This is a genomic window from Methanococcus mangrovi (genome assembly GCF_054506835.1).
Genome location: NZ_CP197114.1, coordinates 753,106 through 770,228, shown reverse-complemented (window position 1 = coordinate 770,228; position 17,123 = coordinate 753,106). Strand labels below are relative to the sequence as shown.

Genomic DNA, 17,123 nt, shown 5'->3' with positions numbered 1-17,123 from the left:
GAGTTTTTATACATTAAGAACTATTTTAAATTAATAATACTACATAATCATTTAACGAATAATGTAATAATTAAAATTCAAAAAATTTACGGCAGGTTAAATCTTTGCACGGGTCAATTCACAGTTTGGAACGAGATGCATTTGTTGAAAGTCCGCTTCATAAAATAGATGCGAGGGTTAAATTAATATTTGTTTTCTCCGTAGTTTTGACTGCAACAATTTTTAACAATGTTTATTTAATGATTTTAATGGAAATTTACATGTTATTTGTAATGCTCTTTTCAAAAATTCCTATTTCAAATTTACTGAAAAGAATCGTAATGATACTGCCATTTGGTGGATTCATCGCATTATTTCAACCATTTATACGGGGAGAATCAATAATATTTTATTTAGGAATGCTTCCAGTATATTGTGAAGGTTTAGACTTTGGAATTTCATTATTTTTAAAGTTCTTAGTATCTGTAACTTCCGTGGTGTTATTGTCCTCAACAACGCCCATGTATGAGGTAATAAATGCTGGAAAAAGACTAGGACTTCCGAGTATTATGTCTACGCTTCTTGGAATGATGATTAGATACTTGTTCGTGATGTTTGATGTCTTAGAATCTACTCTAAAGGCCCAAAAATCAAGAGCAATTAACCGGAAAAATTTAAGTTATAAACAGCTTTTAAATGCATTTGGGTCTTTAATTGGCCTTGTTTTCTTAAAATCGTATGAACAGGGCGAAAGAACCTATTTAGGAATGCTTTCAAGAGGATATTCAAAAGACTCTTGTATTAAAACACTCAGCCAAAAAATTGGATTTAACGACGTTTTGTTTTTATCTACAACTACGTTAGTTTTATCCATCGGGATTGTTTCTTTTAAATTTTAGGGATAATTATACTAATTTTTAACCATTTTTAAAATTTGTATTATGCCTCTACCCTGAGAACATAATACTCAATTTAAGGGCATATTTTAATAATTAAGAATGTATTTATTAATAAATAAAAAGTTAAATAAATATAAACCTTCAAAAGTATTACTATAGAAATTTAAAAAGGCGTAATATGGGACTGTTGTCAATTTTCGAATCTAAGGAACCAAAAAAGCTGCTTGAAAAGGGTATCGACCTTTATAATAAAGGTAAATATCAAAAAGCCATAGAATATTTTAATAAAACCATTGGTGTAGCTTCAGAAAATCCTGATGCATGGTATTTTAAAGGAAATGCATACCAAATGCTCCACAAATCAAAACTTGCTCAGGATTCATATGAAAAAGCACTATCACTGCGTCCAGATGATGTAGAAATAATAAAAAGTTACACCATGCTTTTAAACTCATTAGAACTATTTAATGAATCGTTTGAGATTTTAAAAAACGTTTCTAAATCTGATGATAAGCTTGTTGAACTTTTAGGTGATGCATACCTTAAAACAGGTAAATTTGAGGAAGCACTTTTAGAATACAATAAAATTTTAGAAAAAAATCCAAAACACAAAGAAGTCCTTGCAAAAAAAGGAACTGCACTTGTGGGACTTAGAAAATTTGATGAAGCCCTTGAAATTTATGAAAAAGTCTTAAAAATAAGTCCCTATGACACAGAAGTGTGGAAAAATATCGGAAATGCATTTTATACTGTTAAAAGATACGAAAAAGCAATGCAATTTTACGATATGTACTTATCCGAACACAAAAACGATTTTGAAGTAACCCTTTCGAAAGGGGATGCTTTAAGAAAACTTGGAAAAACTAACGAAGCACTTGGCTTATATACAGAAATCCTTGAAAAACATATAAATAGCCACGAACCTTGGTGTAGAGTCGGGCTTTTATATTACGATAATAAAGAATATGAAACAGCTCTTTATTATTTCGAACTTGCAAATGAAAGAAATCCACTGAATCCATCAATACTCGTAAAACTTGGTAAAACTTACGTTAAATTGAAAAATTATAATAAAGGACTCGAATTTATGGAAAAAGCATTAGATAAGGATAACGGGTATGCAAAAGCTTGGTGTTACAAGGGATATATTTTAGATATTTTGGAAAGGCACTATGAAGCAATAGACTGCTACAAAAAAGCAATAACAATAAATAAAAATGTTTCAGACTTTTGGATGCAGCTTTCTAAAGTTTACAAGACCATTGGAAAAGAAGAATATTCAAAAGAAGCATACGAAAACGCAGTAAAACTCGAGCATTCAAAACTATCTTAAAAATAGGGCTGAAAATTCAAGTTTTTAACAGAACAATAATTTTCTTTTTTTAAAAGTAATTTTTAATTAAAAAATGTTAAAAATATAATATTATTTGTATTATTTGTAGGGGAAATTTTTTATAAGTTCATTCATTTCTTCTTTGTTGATATATTCTTTATTTCCCATTTTAAGAACTTTTTCTGAAGTTACCCGTCCAAAAGGAGTTACCGGACACCGGTTTTTAATTGCAATTTCTAAAATATTTGGGACTTCTTCTTCAGGAACACTTACTAAATACGTTCCAAGGTATCTTGTAGCTCTTGGATATGGAAGTCCGGTTATTTCAACACCATGTTGAGCTTTCAAAAGCATTTCTAAAATGTTACAGAGCCAGCCCCCTCTTGAAGCATCTTTACAGGCGTGAACTTCAATATCACTTTCTAAAATTTTTAAAAAGGTATCGAATTTATTCTTCGCTTTTTGAATTCTCTCTCCGATTTCTCCTTCTACGGCGTGTCCAAGCATTAACATTACATCCCCATCTTTTGAACCAGAATCTCGAACAAAATTATCTGAAACAAGTTCTCCAAAAACAACAACACTCATACAGGATTTCAATGACTCGATTGTTTGCGTGTTTCCGCCAATTATTGGAATATCAAGGCCAAGTGACTGTTTTTTTAATCCATCTATTGCAATTTCAATTTCTTCTTCATTTGCAGCCTGAATTGCATCCATCGCATAAAGCGGTTTTGCACCCATTGCAACGATATCACAGGTAGTGTGGATAAGTGCGGTTTTTGAGCCTAATATTAAAGGATATGGGCCTTCCATGTTGTAGACTGATTTTTCAACAACTACCCCATCATCTCCTGCCCTAATTCCGCTTAATAAACCAGGGACTTTTAAATCCATGTTCCAAAGTTCTTTTCTTGGATAATTGTTTTCCATCATGTGTTCTATTGCATAGTTAATTTCATACTCGATATTTTCCATGTTCTCACTTAAAATTATATAAATCATGCAAATTAATAAATTAAAAAGAATTTCTACTTATCAGTAAATATAGTTTCAAAATATGGGTTGTTTTTATATAAACATTCCTTTTAAAATATCAAGTCAATGTTTAGTTAAGTTAATAATATTATTTCAAGTTTGATTGTAAAATCGGAAAAAGGTGCATCATGGTAAAATTTAATAAAAATGAACTTGAACTTGTAAAATTGGTTTTGAAAAGAGCGGAATCAATTTCAAAAGACGTTGATCCTGAACTTTTTATTTATTCTGAAGATATGTATATTGGAAGAAACGATTCGTGCAGAACCGCACTTTATGCTCTTGAAAATGAAGAATTTTTAGAAGATTTTGGAGAAGAAGAGCTTGAAGAAATAATCTGGGATGAATTAAGGTTATATGAAGATTATTTATTCACTGAACACAATGAGCTCTTATCTAAAGCTGATGAATCATTAAAATTTGAACAAAACGAAATTAACGAAAAAATTGCGGAAGTTAAAAAATTAATTAAAAAGATAAGGCCTTATGATGAATAAATAAAAAAAATTTAACATATGTATTTTAAAATATTTTCAAAGTATTTTTAAAATTTATTTAGTTTTGCACAGTATTTTTATATATTTAAGGCATATTGTATCTCTACATAAATTAGATAATAAGGTGCGAATTTTTTGGTGGTTTTATGAGAAACACTCCCAAAATTTGTGTAATTAATGGGGACGGTATTGGAAACGAAGTAGTTCCAGAAACAGTGCGAGTTTTAAATGAAATTTCTGACTTTGAATTCATTCAAACACACGCAGGCTACGAATGTTTTAAAAGATGCGGAGATGCAATACCTGAAAACACAATCAATATTGCAAAAGAATCTGATTCTATTCTTTTTGGGTCAGTTACTACCCCAAAACCAACAGAATTAAAAAATAAACCATATAGAAGTCCAATATTAACTTTAAGAAAAGAACTTGACCTTTATGCAAATATTAGGCCAACATATAACTTTGATAATCTTGATTTTGTTATAATTCGAGAAAATACCGAAGGACTCTATGTAAAAAAAGAATATTACGACGAAAAAAACGAAGTTGCAATTGCTGAGAGAATTATTTCTAAATTTGGAAGTTCAAGAATTGTAAAATTCGCTTTTGATTATGCGGTTCAGAATAACAGGAAAAAAGTGTCGTGTATTCACAAAGCAAACGTTTTAAGAATTACCGATGGATTATTCTTAGAAGTTTTTGAAGAGATATCTAAACATTACGAAAAATTAGGGATAAAATCTGATGATTATTTAATTGATGCAACAGCGATGTATTTGATTAGAAATCCGCAGATGTTTGATGTTATGGTTACAACTAATTTATTTGGAGATATTTTATCTGATGAAGCTGCGGGACTTATTGGCGGACTTGGAATGTCTCCTTCGGCAAATATTGGCGATAAAAACGGATTATTCGAGCCAGTTCATGGTTCTGCACCAGATATTGCTGGAAAAGGAATTTCAAATCCTATTGCAACAATATTAAGTTCTGCAATGATGCTCGACTATTTGAAAATGAATGAAGAAGCACAGTACATAAGAAATGCAGTTAAAAAAACGGTTGAATGTAATTATTTAACTCCAGACCTTGGGGGAAACCTGAAAACTTTTGAAGTTACAGACAAAATCATTGAATCAATAAAATCTCAAATGGTTCAGTGAGCATACTAAAATTTAAAAACTATTAAGTAAACACATTATCTGTAAATTGATTCGGTGATTTTCATGAGATTTGAACTTGACGGGAGAATAATATTCAGCAAAGATGTCGAAGAAGAGACACAAAAGGATATTATCGAAGTTTTAGAAAACAGGGATATTTTCTTAAAAGGTGTTCCGGAAGGTAAAGAAAATGAAGCTTCAAGAATTGAAGGGTATTGCTTTGATGGAAAAGATTTAAAGCTTAAGATGACTTCAGGAACATACACGAGAGCACACGAAGGCATCGTGAGATTAAAAAAACCAATCATGGAAAAAGTTGGAAGGAAACACCAGATTGGTATCAGGGATGTTGCAATCGATAAATACGTTGTAACAATTACTGCAGAGCCTTCAAAAGTTAGCGAATTGAAAGGATTAAAAGTTCCAGAATGTGAAGTTGAATTAGAAGGCGAAAAAATCAACATCGTCTTTGAAAATTTAGGCGATGGAGAATTAAAACGAAATATAATTGATAGAGCTATTAAATTCGTTAAAAATGAACTCGATAAACAAGAACGGGATTTGACTTTTGAAGTATGTAAAATTGCACCTGGAACAATTGTTTCAGACTACAAAGCAAAAAGAGAAATTGCATTTGATACAGACCCAACAGACTTAGCAGAACCCTACGGATGGGTAAAAAAATTCCCTGGAAGAGGTCAGTGGTTTTACACAGCCCCAATGGCAAAATTATTCAGGGCATTTGAAAGTTTGATTGTTGAAGAATGTATTGAAAAAATAGGATTTGATGAATGCTTATTCCCAAAATTAATTCCATTAGACATAATGTATAAAATGAGATATTTAGAAGGGCTTCCAGAAGGAATGTACTATGTATGTCCTCCAAAAAGGGAACCTGAAATGTTTCAGGATTTTGTAAATGAAATGATGATTAAAAAAGAGATTCCAATTGAAAAATTGAAAACTTTGTTAAGGGACCCTGCATACGTTTTAGCACCTGCACAGTGCGAACCATTCTACACATTCTTTGACCACGAATTAGTTGATGTAGATAATCCTTCAAAATTCTTTGATAAAAGCGGCTGGACTTACAGGTGGGAAGGCGGTGGAGCTAAAGGTCTTGACAGGGTAAACGAGTTTTTAAGGGGAGAATGTGTATGGATGGGTACCCCCGAATTTGTAGAAAAAACAAGGGACGATACCTTAAAATACGCTGAAAATTTAGCAGAAAAATTAGATTTAGAATACTGGACCGAAGTTGGAGATGACCCATTCTATCTTGAAGGCAGAAAATCAGAAGATAGGGGAATTGAATTCCCAGATGTTCCAAAATACGAAATGAGACTCTGGTTACCACATGTTAAAGAAGAAAGAAAGGGTGTTGCAGTAACTTCAGCAAATATCCACGGAACACACTTTGTAGAAGGATTTGGAATTAAAGATTACAAAGATAGAAAAGTATGGACAGGATGTACAGGTTACGGGTTAACAAGATGGGTAGTTGGATTTTTAGCACAGTATGGCTACAACTGTGAAGACTGGCCTGAAATGATTCAGAAAAAAGTTGGAAAAATGCCTGAAATCCCTAAACTAATAACTTGGCCATAATCCAAATATCCATTAAATCTTTTTTTACTCGATATTATCGACTTTTTAGACTATTAACGTACAAAAAATAGTTTTTTTAAGGAGTAATATTTTATACAATAATATACACAGTACAATATGTCACTGGGGGGTGAATATTGTGGATTTAAACTACGTGATAAATACAGCTCTTGGCTGCTACGACACGATATTTATATCATTGGCAGTCGTTGGAATCTCTGTATGGAGTACTTTTTGGTTTTGGGCCGCTACATCTGAGGCATAACTTAAATTACTTTTTTTGGGCCCTTTTTTTAAGTTTTTGTATAACTTTATAGTACGGTTCGTGGGGCACGTGTAAGAACTTCTCACGAATATGTTTTACAGAGTTTGAAATTCCGATTATGTGTATATTTATTGGCTTTTTTTTGTGTTCATTGGTTAAACTAAGCGAACTTCTTAAATTATCAACTTCTTCTCTTGAAATTCTAAGGATTCCGTATGGGTGGTTATAATCAATTAACCACGGGTTCGTCTTTGAACAGCCCAAAACCCCAGAATAATTCATTAAAGCATTTCTAACAATTGCAATTACTTCTTTTTGAAGTAGTTCATCTTCAAAAATAATTTCAAGTGCAACGTACCGTTTTTTCTCCCTTAATGTTGGAGGCAGTGTTTTTAACATCGTGTATTTCTCCTATATATACTAAAATAAAAATAATAAACGCAATATTTATAATAATTAGGCCAGTTATAAAAACTTGGTGATTACCGTGTTGAAAAATCATGCTTTAAGAATATTAGAAGAATCACTCGATTATGATGTTGGTTTTGGGGACTTAACAACAGAATTAATGATTCCAAAAAATCAGGAATCAGAAGCAGTTTTTGTTGCCAAGGAAGAATCTATAATCTGCGGAATTGATTTTGTAATTGAATTTATGGAAAAAAACGGATTAACCTGTACCCAATTGGTAAATGAAGGGGACAAAGTTATTGGACCTTTTTTAAAAGTTAGGGGAAACACAAAAACAATAATAACAATTGAACGGACTGCTTTAAACTTTTTAATGCATTTATCTGGAATTTCAACTAAAACTAACAGAATAATTAACGAAGTAAGAGAAATTAATAAAACTGTAAAAATTGCAGCAACGAGAAAAACACACCCCCTTCTTTCGATGATTGAAAAGTATGCCATATTTGTTGGTGGTGGAGATACTCACAGATTCAGGCTTGATGACATGGTAATGATTAAAGATAACCACATTCAAGCAGTTGGAATTGAAGAATGCTTTAAAAGAGTAGAAAAATTAAGCTTTTCTAAAAAAATTGAAGTAGAAGTGGACACTCTCGACCAGTTGAAAAAAGTAATTGAATATAAGCCTGATATAATACTTCTTGATAATTTTGAATTTAAAAATATAGAAACTGCACTAAATATCGTTTCAGAATTTGAACAGAAAACTGGATTTAAGCCTAAAATTGAACTCAGCGGCGGAATAAATGAAAATAACGTTAAAAACTATGCGAAATATAATGTAGACGTTATTTCAATGGGTTCATTAATTCATTCGGCCACTTCTGTTGATATCGGACTTGATTTACTTTAAACTACTTTAATTTGGGGATTTAAATGATAACAAGAAATGAAGCATTGGATTTTTTAAAATCAAATTCAATAAACTCCATTTTGGAAAAATTAGAACAAATTAATACACAAAATTCTTCTAAAACTATTACTTTTTCAAAAAATGCATTTATTCCTGTTTGTAACTGGTGTAGAAACGTCTGTGGATACTGTACATTTAGGGCTGAAAACTTTAAATTACTAAAAATGGACGAAATGAAGGAAATTTTAATTAAAGCAGATGCTTTTGGATGCAGGGAAGCACTTTTTACTTTTGGAGAAAATGTTGATGAAAACGAGAAAGTAAAAGAAGAATTGAAAAAAATGGGATATTCTGGAATTTTAGAATATCTTTATGAAATAAGTGCGTGGTGCCTTGAAAACACGAACCTTTTACCACACACTAACTGTGGTATTTTATCTTACGATGAACTCAAATACTTAAGGGAAGTAAACGCTTCAATGGGTTTGATGCTTGAAAATTCGAGTGAACGATTATGCGGGACTATTGCACATGAAAAGAGTCCTGGAAAAGACCCTAAATTAAGAATTGAAATGATCGAAAATGCTGGAAAATTAAAAATTCCATTTACTACCGGAATATTAATTGGAATTGGAGAAACACTTGAAGAACGGGTTAACTCCATATTTGAGATTAAACGAATTCATGAAAAGTATGGACACATTCAGGAAGTAATTGTTCAAAATTTTAGATTAAAACCCGGAATTCCGATGGAAAATTGCAAAGAACCAAGCCCTATCGAAATGTTTAAAATGATAATTCTTTCAAAATTAATTTTAACCGATATTTCAATTCAGGTTCCACCAAATTTAAATCGGGAAACCGGACAGCTATTTTTAATGGCGGGAATTGATGACTGGGGAGGAGTTTCCCCATTAACAAAAGACTTTGTAAACCCCGAAGCTCCATGGCCTGATATTGAAGAATTGAACAGTTTTTCAAAAGAGCTTGGATTTAAGTTAAAAGAAAGGCTTCCAGTTTATGAAAAATATATTACAGAAGAATGGTTAAATAAAAAAATTTTAGAAAAAATTAAAAAATAATTTATTTTTTTAAATCATTGCAATTAAAGCATTTGCAGCTTCCGTTGTAGCGCTTCTGTCACCACCAGCAACAACTAATACATCGTATCCGTTTGCTGCATCAGAAACTACTGCTAAAGTTGCAAGGGATTCACCATCAATTGTAATTAAACCTGCACTTGTTAATTCTTTAGTTACTGAATTTACAACTGGTCCTCCAATCAATATTAATGGATTTTCTGAAGATTCCATTGAAGTTTCAGTGTCCAATTTAACTACTGGAGCATTTACAGTTACAGATTTTTCATTTTCAGTAGATATTTCGTTTGCGATAATTTCCGCATTTAAGACATTTACTTTCTGGTTTTCAATTATACTAACTTCTTTTTCTTCGTTCATTTCAAAGAATACACTCAATTTATCGTCTTCATCCTCATCATCGAAGGTAAATGTTCCATAATTTGCAATACTTATTTCATCGCCAGAACTGATATCTTCTAAATCATCTCCGACATATTTTAAAGCAAGTCCGACTTTTTTCTGCCCGTATTCAAAGCTTTTAAAATCATCGGTGTACTCCAATGTATTTCCAACTTTTAAAATTCCGTAAGTTTCCCAGTCTGGAATATATTCTTCCCCGAGATATAAACACTTCATGTTATCAACAATTACAAGTTCTGCGTAACCATAATCAGAACCCACATTTTGCCATGCGCTGTTAATTCTTACTCCAATTCCATTTGAACACATGTTTAATTTTGGGCTGTCAAATACTTCAGTTATAACTTTACCATCTTTTAATAGCTGAGCTTGCACCTTACATGTATCATCTTCGTCTGCCAAACTTTGAATAATACTTAAAATTTTAACTTCATATCCGTTGCCAAGTGTATATGATTCACCTTCTTTAATTACTCCATCGTAAACTTCTTTTCCGAGAGCAAATGAATCTTTATCAGCACTCATGCCGATAATAACCCATTCTTCACCCATAAATGGAATTCTTTTTCCGGGGCAAAGTGTTGTTATGTTGTCAAAGGAAGAAGCATCATCAGCAAAGGAAAGAACTGCGTAAGTTAACCCCTCTTTATTTATATTCCATTCATTACTGTCATTTGTCAATCTTGCAAATAAAAATTCATAAGCATCGTCATCACTGTTAAACCAGTCTGAGGGGTCAGTATCATCAACTGAGGATAATGTTGATAGTTTACCAAGTGACTTTGCCCCATTATCTGCATCAAGACCTGTTGAATCGTCATAATATGAATTATCTGCTAAAGCGTCAGCACAATCACCGTCTGCACAGGCAATGAAAAGTCCATTTCCATTTGAAGTAAAGTTAATGGAATCGTCACCTGCATCATCATTTAAAAGGTCGAAATCATCAGAACTTGCGGATGCACTGACGGATAACGTTGCAGAAGAAGTTCCCTCGTTTTCTAAAAAAGATAATGATCCAATTTTTGCTGCAATATTTGCAGCAGATACAACGTCTGAAGCTACTGAATTTGAACCAACAATAATATCAACATTTGAATTATCGGTCGAAACAATATCTGAAACAAAAGAATCTACATCCCCAACTTTTTCTACTGCAAAAGCACTTGAACAAAATGTTGAACCGAGCATCAAGCCACCCAAACCGATGCTAATTATTTTTTTAATACTAATTGCCATTTATTCACCTGTTTTTTAATAGTTTTTTAAAAATAGTCATAATTAATATGTCTATTCTGATTAAATGTAATACTTATGAATAATATTTAAATTTTATGATTTATTTAATAAATTTTTAAAAATAAATCATATTTTTTGGTCATAAATACTTCATGAAATAGAGTTAAATTCTTTCATCAGTTTTCACCTTTAGCATATGGTAATTATATTATGTTACTTTTTTAATAAAATAGTAATTAATATACTTTAACATATTATATAGTTTTTTAGGGTTGCCAATATTTTGGAAAATGATTATGGTGTAACATATTTATACGGCATATCGTAATATATATTGAGTAAATAATCATACTTATTGTAAACGGGGGTTGATACTATCGAAATAGACTGGGCAGAATACTACCGGAAAAACCATGCAAAAACGCAATTTAAGTCTGAAAAGGAATCAAAAAACTTTTGGGATTCTTTTTCAAAAAATTACGCTAAAAATGTTTTAAATAAAAATGAAAGAATTGAAAAAAATGTTGAATATTTTAAAAATGCTTTTGATATTAATAAAAATACGTCTATTTTAGAAATTGGGCCAGGACCTGGAACTTACACGATACCCCTTTCAAAAGAGGTTGGAGAAATCACGGTTGTAGAACAGTCTACTGGAATGATTGATATTTTAAAAAATAGGATGAAAGAAGAAGAAATTGACAATATAAATATTATAAACAAAAGATGGGATGATTTTAAATTAGATTGTAGTTTTAAACCCGATATCGTCTTTTCATCATATTCCCTCGGGGTAGATGATATGGAAAGTGCCCTTAAAAAAATGAATAACTATGCAGAAAAATACTGCTGTATTTTGACATTTGGGACCCGCCAGGCCTGGAGGGAAATTTACCAAAAGATTGGTCAGGTCATTTTGAAAAATGACCCCGAAAGAAAAGAATACGGCTTAACATACATTTTAATATACAATATTCTTTACCAGCTTGGAATATACGCAGATGTTAAAATAACCGAAAAACCATTTTTACAGACTTTTGAAACACTTGATGAAGCTGTCAATCATTATTTAGATAGATTTAAGGCCCGTGGAGAACTTAAACTAATTGATGATGATTATTTAAAAATAAAAGAGATATTATCTCAAGAATTAACTAAAACAGAAGATTCTTGGAGATTTGAAAAAAATTCAAAAGAAGCGATGGTTTTGTGGAAAAAGGAACATGATATTTAACATTATTCAAAAGTGTTAAAAATCTAAATTAATTACAATTTTGGAGTTTTAATTTTTTTAAATGTTTTATGAGTTTTTTCAATTCTAAAACTTCTTTAATATTTCCTTCAGAGCGGAATATTTTAATCATTGTTTTAACCTGGAAAATTGCGTCGTCGTATCGTTTTAATGTTGCATACATTGCTCCTAAATTATAAATTGCACCCCAGTAATTTGGATCAATTTCAATTGCTTTTTTGTAGTGTTCTTCTGCTTCGAGATATTTTTCAGATTTTGCCAAAAGCGTTGCAAGATTGTTGTGAGCTTTTGAATTTGAAACATCCAATTCAACCGCTTTTCTAAATTCAAATTCTGCTTCAGCATATTTTTCAAGATATTCTAAAAGGCACCCGTAATTGTTATGTGTTTCGGAATGATTTGGGTTCAAAGCTATTGCTTTTTTGTATTCTGCTTCAGCAGCTGTAAAATCGCCTGATTCATAAAGCGTGTTTGCAAAATTTAAAACTTCAGTAAATCCGGTATCGGTTATTTTATTGTCCTGTTTTTCAATTATTTCGTTTTCATCAGCTCCATCCAATAATTCTTCAAGAGTTTCTAAGTCTTCTTCATTTTTATCTTCGATTTCTTCAACAGACTCTTCTAAATTATTTTCAAAATCTTCAATTACTTCTTCAATTTCGGGAATTATTTCAAAGCTTTCTTCAATTTCTGGTTCTTCGATCTCACTTTCAAGTTCTTTTAAATTATCTTCTTCGATATTTTTTTCTAAAAAAGATTCTAAATTTTCTTCCTTGTTAATTTCGATATTTTCCTCAATATTTTCAAAACTATCTTCTAAAACCGGTTCTTTTATAATATCGGGTTCTATTTCATTAGATTCAATATTTTCGTCTAAATCTTTCTCAGTACTAATTATTTCTTCTACTGGCATTTCAACATCTATTTCTTCAACAGACTCTTCTTCAATTCCTGATCCAATTTCTCCTTCTAAAATAAGGTCTTCAAGCTCTTCAGGTTCGAGACTTACGTATTTTTGGGAGTCTTCTGGTTCTTTTGATTCTTCCGAAACAGAATTTGAAAATATGTCTGGTACTAATTCATCAATTCGGGTATCTTTATATGAAACCGATTTAGGTTCCATGTCTGACAATTTCATGTTTGAAAGCGAATTAAAGTTATTTAATGCATCTACAAAATCAGGTATTATTTTCACGGCTTTTTTGTAGCATCTCATGGCTTCGTCATATTTTCCAAAATTAAAATAAATATTTCCCATGTTAAATGAAATCAAAGATTCTAAAAAATCAGTGCCTTTATTTTCCATTTTTTTAAGTTTTTCAAGGTCCTCGTTCACTTTTTTTGAAAGCGTATAATTATCTTCAAAGTCAGACTGGTGAATCGAAATCTGATTTTTTATACTTTTATCAATTAATTTCAAAGAAATTATCTGTTTATCGGAATTAAATGCAGTTTTTGCTTCGCTTAACATCTGCTCGTTAGGATACATCGAACTAAACAAAAATATAATATATTTACTTGTTTTCAGTGCCGTATTGATTTTTGAAAGCGTATTTTCACGAGTATCCAAGTTTATTAAAAAACACTCTCTTTCAAAACCCCTTTCAAGCGTTTTTTTAATCTGTTTTGAATATTCAATCCCGTCAGTATCGTAGAAAACTACTGCATTGTTATAATCTGCCATAAAAATCCCTCGATAATTACAATTAAAATAAATTAAACTTTAAATAATTTAAAACTTTCTCTGAATTTTTAAAAAAAAGAAAAAAGAATTAATAAGTAAAAGTTTCGACTTCTTTAAATAATGCGCCGACTCTTGCACCGAGTTCCTTTGAAAGTTCAACATCATCGGTAGTACAGAATATAAATCCTTCATTTGATTTTACCCGTTTTATTGTGCCTTGTTCTTCTACAAGTTCACATCTTAAGTTTAAAATTCCTTCTTCCGTGTCATAAACTGCAAAAGCTCCAAAAGGTGCCTGACATCCGCCACCATATTCTTTTAAAGCCCATCTCTCAGCAGTAGCTTCTATATATGTCTTTTTATCACAAATTTTTTCTAAAATCTGGTTTATTTTCGCATCAGTTTTTCTTGAAGCAACACCAATCACGCCTTGAGCAGGTGCTGGCAATATTTCAAGTTTTTTGTAATTAAATTCGGATAAATCAATACCTTGCCGTATAAGCCCTGCTTTTGCCATTATGATTGTATCGTATTCTCCATTTCTTAATTTATCAATTCTTGTTGCAACATTTCCCCTTAAAAGCTTAGGCGTTAGGTTTGGATGTGTAAACTGTAAAAAGGAAGTTCTTCTAATGCTCGAAGTTCCGACATTTAATTCATCATGTTCGATATCAAAATTACTATCTTTTCTCCAGATTATAATATCATCAGGACTTTCCCGTTTTGGAGTTGCAGTAATCTGTAATTCTTCACTCCAGAGTGTTGGAACGTCTTTTAAGCTGTGCACCGCAATATCAATTTCGTTTTCGAGCATTTTGTTGTCGAGTTCTTTTGTAAAAACGCCAATTCCTAAGTCTGCAAGTTTTTTGTTCTGGTCTTTATCTCCAGTAGTTTTAACAATAATTATTTCTGTTTCAACACCTAATTCATTTAAAAGACCTGCAATATATTCAGTTTGGACCATTGCAAGCTTGCTCCCTCTTGTTCCGATTCTTACCTTCAAAATTTCACCGCTAAATAACTAAAATATAATAAAAATGTTAAAATCAAAATTGAATTTTAAGTTTTTAAGTTTATTATTATTTTCGAGCATTTTATTCTTATTACTTTTGTTCTACCTAATTTTTTAAAGTTATTCCCCTCTCAAAGTATCAACAGGGTTTAATTTTGCACCGCTTCTTGCAGGGAAGTAGCCGCTTAAAATTCCAACTACAAATGAGAATATTAAAACTCCCATAATTAATTCCCATGAAATCCACGCTTTTATAATGCCGTAACCTGCAGCTGCTGCAATGTATTCAACAGCTTTCGCAATTAGTATTCCGATAATGGTCCCAATAAGTCCGCCAAAAAGGCCTAAAAATCCGGCTTCAACAACAAATATTGAAAGAATTGTCGTGTTTTCTGCACCAAGTGCTTTTAATATTCCAATATCTTTTCTTCTTTCAAGTATACTCATGTGCATCGTGTTTGAGATCCCTACAGCTCCAACGAGTAATGAAATTCCTGCAACACCGACTAAAAATACTGTTAAAACACTAAAAATACTGTTAATCGATTCTGCAAGCTGTTCTGCAGTTAAAACTGAAAAGTTTTCATCCCCTCTTGAATCTTCCACTTCTTTTTGAATATCTTCTGAAACTCGAATTACATCCTCACCAGACTTTACGGCCACAATCATCCTGTTATATTCGTCACCAATATCGAAAAGTGCCTGGCCTACATCTTTTGATAAAATAGCTGAATTTTCGGTTGCAGGATTTCCTGTTTCTTCGAGTATTCCAATAACTTTGTATTTTGTACCATTTATCGTTATTTTATCCCCAATATCTATTTCATTGTCAAAAGAATTAGTTGCAAGTCCATATCCAATCATGCAGGAATATTTATCAGTATCTTCAATCCAGCGTCCTTTGTATGGCTCATAACCCCACGTTGTTGAGTATACGTAAGTAAATTTTGAAGGTTCAACTACGAGAATGTTTCCATAAATAGATTGATCCCGATATTCAAGTTCGTAACTGCCAAGCCACACAGCAACAACTTCATCAACTCCCCTGACACTTTTTACGGCATCAACATCGTTATCATTGAACGTTTTGGAAACTGCCGGACCTCCAAAATTTTGTGAAGGAATAACCGAAATAATATTTGCGCCAATAGTCGTAATTTCGCCGGTTATGTAATTTTGAACACCATACCCGAGAGAAATCAAACTGACTATTGCTAAAATACCGATAACAACGCCAATTATTGTTAAAAAACTTTGCGTCTTTTTTTGGGTTATGTTTCGCCCTGCAAAACTTACGACATCGGTTAGCTTCATGAAGATATCCCCTGACTTAAAATCAAGCTTAAGAAAATATATTATTTGTTTACAACATTTATAGGATTTCCTTCGATAAATGACTTTACATTGTTTACGGTTACATTCATTAATCTTTCTCTCGCGCCAATAGATGCCCAAGCAACGTGTGGTGTTATAATTGTATTTTTAGCGTTAATTAAAGGATTATCTTCTTTTGGAGGTTCGGTTGAAAGTACATCAAGACCTGCTCCAGCAATTTTTCCAACATTTAATGCATTAGAAAGTGCTTTTTCATTAACAAGTCCGCCCCTTCCAGTATTTATTAAAAATACAGATTTTTTCATTAAATTAAGTGTTTTTTCATTGATAATTTCTGTTGTTTCTTCATTTAATGGGCAGTGTAGTGTTAAAAAATCGGAATTTTTAAAAATTTCTTCTTTTGATACAAATTTAACATTCAAAGGTGTGTTTGAAACAGTCCTCGTGTTTACAAGTACATTCATTCCAAAAGCATTTCCAATTTCTGCAACTTTTTTTCCAATTGCTCCAAATCCAATTATTCCAAGAGTTTTATCTGCAAGTTCAATTAAAGGAAATTTCCTGTATGAAAAGTCTTTCGAATTTACCCAAGTACCAGATTTTACGCTGTCAGAATATTTAGAAACATTTTGGCAGTGTTCAAGAATAAATGAAAACACAAGTTGTGCTACTGAATCGGTTGAATATGCTGGAACATTTGTTACAATTACACCAAGTTCCTGTGCTAAATTGGTATCTACAACATTGTAGCCAGTTGCAGTAACTCCAACATATTTTATGTTTTTACATTTTTCAAAGACCTCTTTTCCAATGATTACTTTGTTTGTAATGACGATTTCGGAGTCTGAAATTCTTTCAATTACTTCTGATTCAGGTGTTCTATCATAAATGGTGAGTTCACCGAGTTTTTTTAAATCTTCCCACGATAAATCCCCTGAATTCATGGTGTATCCATCAAGTACAACTATTTTCATGAAAAATCACTTT

Annotated in this window: 15 protein-coding genes; 8 read left to right on the top strand and 7 right to left on the bottom strand. The window is 31.8% G+C overall.

The window, feature by feature from the left end:
* The first annotated feature begins 104 nt into the window (after nt 1-104).
* Both cbiQ and ACS5L2_RS04155 read left to right on the top strand, forming a co-directional pair.
* Nucleotides 105-878, top strand: coding sequence for a cobalt ECF transporter T component CbiQ (gene cbiQ / locus ACS5L2_RS04160; protein ID WP_459202507.1), 774 nt, complete (start codon nt 105-107; stop codon nt 876-878).
* A gap of 178 nt (nt 879-1,056) precedes the next feature.
* A complete protein-coding gene (locus ACS5L2_RS04155) occupies nt 1,057-2,211 on the top strand; it encodes a tetratricopeptide repeat protein (protein WP_459202506.1) in 1,155 nt (384 codons plus the stop codon).
* A 99-nt stretch (nt 2,212-2,310) separates the two neighbouring features.
* Here the strand turns inward: ACS5L2_RS04155 and ACS5L2_RS04150 are convergent, their stop codons facing one another.
* Nucleotides 2,311-3,189 carry an AIR synthase related protein gene (locus ACS5L2_RS04150; protein ID WP_459202505.1) on the bottom strand — a complete coding sequence of 293 codons (879 nt, stop codon included), beginning with the start codon at nt 3,187-3,189 and terminating at the stop codon, nt 2,311-2,313.
* 188 nt (nt 3,190-3,377) lie between these two features.
* On the opposite strand from ACS5L2_RS04150, the gene ACS5L2_RS04145 reads away from it, so the two are divergent.
* The 3 genes from ACS5L2_RS04145 (at nt 3,378) to serS (ending at nt 6,520) form a co-directional block, all read left to right on the top strand.
* A complete protein-coding gene (locus ACS5L2_RS04145) occupies nt 3,378-3,746 on the top strand; it encodes a hypothetical protein (protein WP_459202504.1) in 369 nt (122 codons plus the stop codon).
* A gap of 146 nt (nt 3,747-3,892) precedes the next feature.
* Nucleotides 3,893-4,912 carry a homoisocitrate dehydrogenase gene (aksF, locus tag ACS5L2_RS04140; RefSeq protein ID WP_459202503.1) on the top strand — a complete coding sequence of 340 codons (1,020 nt, stop codon included), beginning with the start codon at nt 3,893-3,895 and terminating at the stop codon, nt 4,910-4,912.
* Between the two features lie 63 nt (nt 4,913-4,975).
* Nucleotides 4,976-6,520, top strand: a complete 1,545-nt coding sequence (gene serS / locus ACS5L2_RS04135) for a serine--tRNA ligase (RefSeq protein WP_459202502.1) — start codon at nt 4,976-4,978, stop codon at nt 6,518-6,520.
* A 271-nt stretch (nt 6,521-6,791) separates the two neighbouring features.
* Here the strand turns inward: serS and ACS5L2_RS04130 are convergent, their stop codons facing one another.
* Nucleotides 6,792-7,184, bottom strand: coding sequence for an Rpp14/Pop5 family protein (locus ACS5L2_RS04130; protein ID WP_459202501.1), 393 nt, complete (start codon nt 7,182-7,184; stop codon nt 6,792-6,794).
* A gap of 88 nt (nt 7,185-7,272) precedes the next feature.
* Here ACS5L2_RS04130 and nadC point away from each other — a divergent pair, with 88 nt between their 5' ends.
* Nucleotides 7,273-8,112: a carboxylating nicotinate-nucleotide diphosphorylase gene (gene nadC, locus ACS5L2_RS04125; RefSeq protein ID WP_459202500.1), complete on the top strand. Its 840-nt coding sequence runs from the start codon at nt 7,273-7,275 to the stop codon at nt 8,110-8,112.
* 23 nt (nt 8,113-8,135) lie between these two features.
* A complete protein-coding gene (gene cofG, locus ACS5L2_RS04120; protein ID WP_459202499.1) occupies nt 8,136-9,194 on the top strand; it encodes a 7,8-didemethyl-8-hydroxy-5-deazariboflavin synthase subunit CofG in 1,059 nt (352 codons plus the stop codon).
* A gap of 9 nt (nt 9,195-9,203) precedes the next feature.
* Here the strand turns inward: cofG and ACS5L2_RS04115 are convergent, their stop codons facing one another.
* Nucleotides 9,204-10,853 carry an S-layer protein gene (locus ACS5L2_RS04115; protein WP_459202498.1) on the bottom strand — a complete coding sequence of 550 codons (1,650 nt, stop codon included), beginning with the start codon at nt 10,851-10,853 and terminating at the stop codon, nt 9,204-9,206.
* A gap of 376 nt (nt 10,854-11,229) precedes the next feature.
* Here ACS5L2_RS04115 and ACS5L2_RS04110 point away from each other — a divergent pair, with 376 nt between their 5' ends.
* Nucleotides 11,230-12,087 (top strand): methyltransferase domain-containing protein, encoded by an 858-nt coding sequence (locus tag ACS5L2_RS04110; RefSeq protein ID WP_459202614.1) that lies wholly within the window; start codon nt 11,230-11,232, stop codon nt 12,085-12,087.
* 28 nt (nt 12,088-12,115) lie between these two features.
* Here ACS5L2_RS04110 and ACS5L2_RS04105 read toward each other — a convergent pair whose 3' ends face one another.
* The 4 genes from ACS5L2_RS04105 to ACS5L2_RS04090 all read right to left on the bottom strand — a co-directional run bounded on the left by ACS5L2_RS04105 (nt 12,116) and on the right by ACS5L2_RS04090 (nt 17,110).
* Nucleotides 12,116-13,789 (bottom strand): tetratricopeptide repeat protein, encoded by a 1,674-nt coding sequence (locus ACS5L2_RS04105; protein ID WP_459202497.1) that lies wholly within the window; start codon nt 13,787-13,789, stop codon nt 12,116-12,118.
* 88 nt (nt 13,790-13,877) lie between these two features.
* Nucleotides 13,878-14,792 carry a hydroxymethylbilane synthase gene (hemC, locus tag ACS5L2_RS04100; RefSeq protein ID WP_459202496.1) on the bottom strand — a complete coding sequence of 305 codons (915 nt, stop codon included), beginning with the start codon at nt 14,790-14,792 and terminating at the stop codon, nt 13,878-13,880.
* A 129-nt stretch (nt 14,793-14,921) separates the two neighbouring features.
* The gene (locus tag ACS5L2_RS04095; RefSeq protein WP_459202495.1) at nt 14,922-16,115 is read right to left on the bottom strand and encodes an ABC transporter permease; all 1,194 of its coding nucleotides are present in this window, start codon (nt 16,113-16,115) and stop codon (nt 14,922-14,924) included.
* Nucleotides 16,116-16,156: 41 nt separating this feature from the next.
* Entirely contained in the window at nt 16,157-17,110 is a 954-nt protein-coding gene (locus tag ACS5L2_RS04090) for a D-2-hydroxyacid dehydrogenase (RefSeq protein ID WP_459202494.1), read from the bottom strand.
* Nucleotides 17,111-17,123 lie beyond the last annotated feature (13 nt).

Excerpts from the sequence above, each read along its gene's own strand:
- ACS5L2_RS04155 (WP_459202506.1), top strand. The coding sequence starts at position 1,057 with ATGGGACTGTTGTCAATTTTCGAATCTAAGGAACCAAAAAAGCTGCTT.
- ACS5L2_RS04150 (WP_459202505.1), bottom strand. The coding sequence starts at position 3,189 with ATGGAAAATATCGAGTATGAAATTAACTATGCAATAGAACACATGATG.
- ACS5L2_RS04145 (WP_459202504.1), top strand. The coding sequence starts at position 3,378 with ATGGTAAAATTTAATAAAAATGAACTTGAACTTGTAAAATTGGTTTTG.
- aksF (WP_459202503.1), top strand. The coding sequence starts at position 3,893 with ATGAGAAACACTCCCAAAATTTGTGTAATTAATGGGGACGGTATTGGA.
- serS (WP_459202502.1), top strand. The coding sequence starts at position 4,976 with ATGAGATTTGAACTTGACGGGAGAATAATATTCAGCAAAGATGTCGAA.
- ACS5L2_RS04130 (WP_459202501.1), bottom strand. The coding sequence starts at position 7,184 with ATGTTAAAAACACTGCCTCCAACATTAAGGGAGAAAAAACGGTACGTT.
- cofG (WP_459202499.1), top strand. The coding sequence starts at position 8,136 with ATGATAACAAGAAATGAAGCATTGGATTTTTTAAAATCAAATTCAATA.
- ACS5L2_RS04115 (WP_459202498.1), bottom strand. The coding sequence starts at position 10,853 with ATGGCAATTAGTATTAAAAAAATAATTAGCATCGGTTTGGGTGGCTTG.
- ACS5L2_RS04105 (WP_459202497.1), bottom strand. The coding sequence starts at position 13,789 with ATGGCAGATTATAACAATGCAGTAGTTTTCTACGATACTGACGGGATT.
- ACS5L2_RS04095 (WP_459202495.1), bottom strand. The coding sequence starts at position 16,115 with ATGAAGCTAACCGATGTCGTAAGTTTTGCAGGGCGAAACATAACCCAA.
- ACS5L2_RS04090 (WP_459202494.1), bottom strand. The coding sequence starts at position 17,110 with ATGAAAATAGTTGTACTTGATGGATACACCATGAATTCAGGGGATTTA.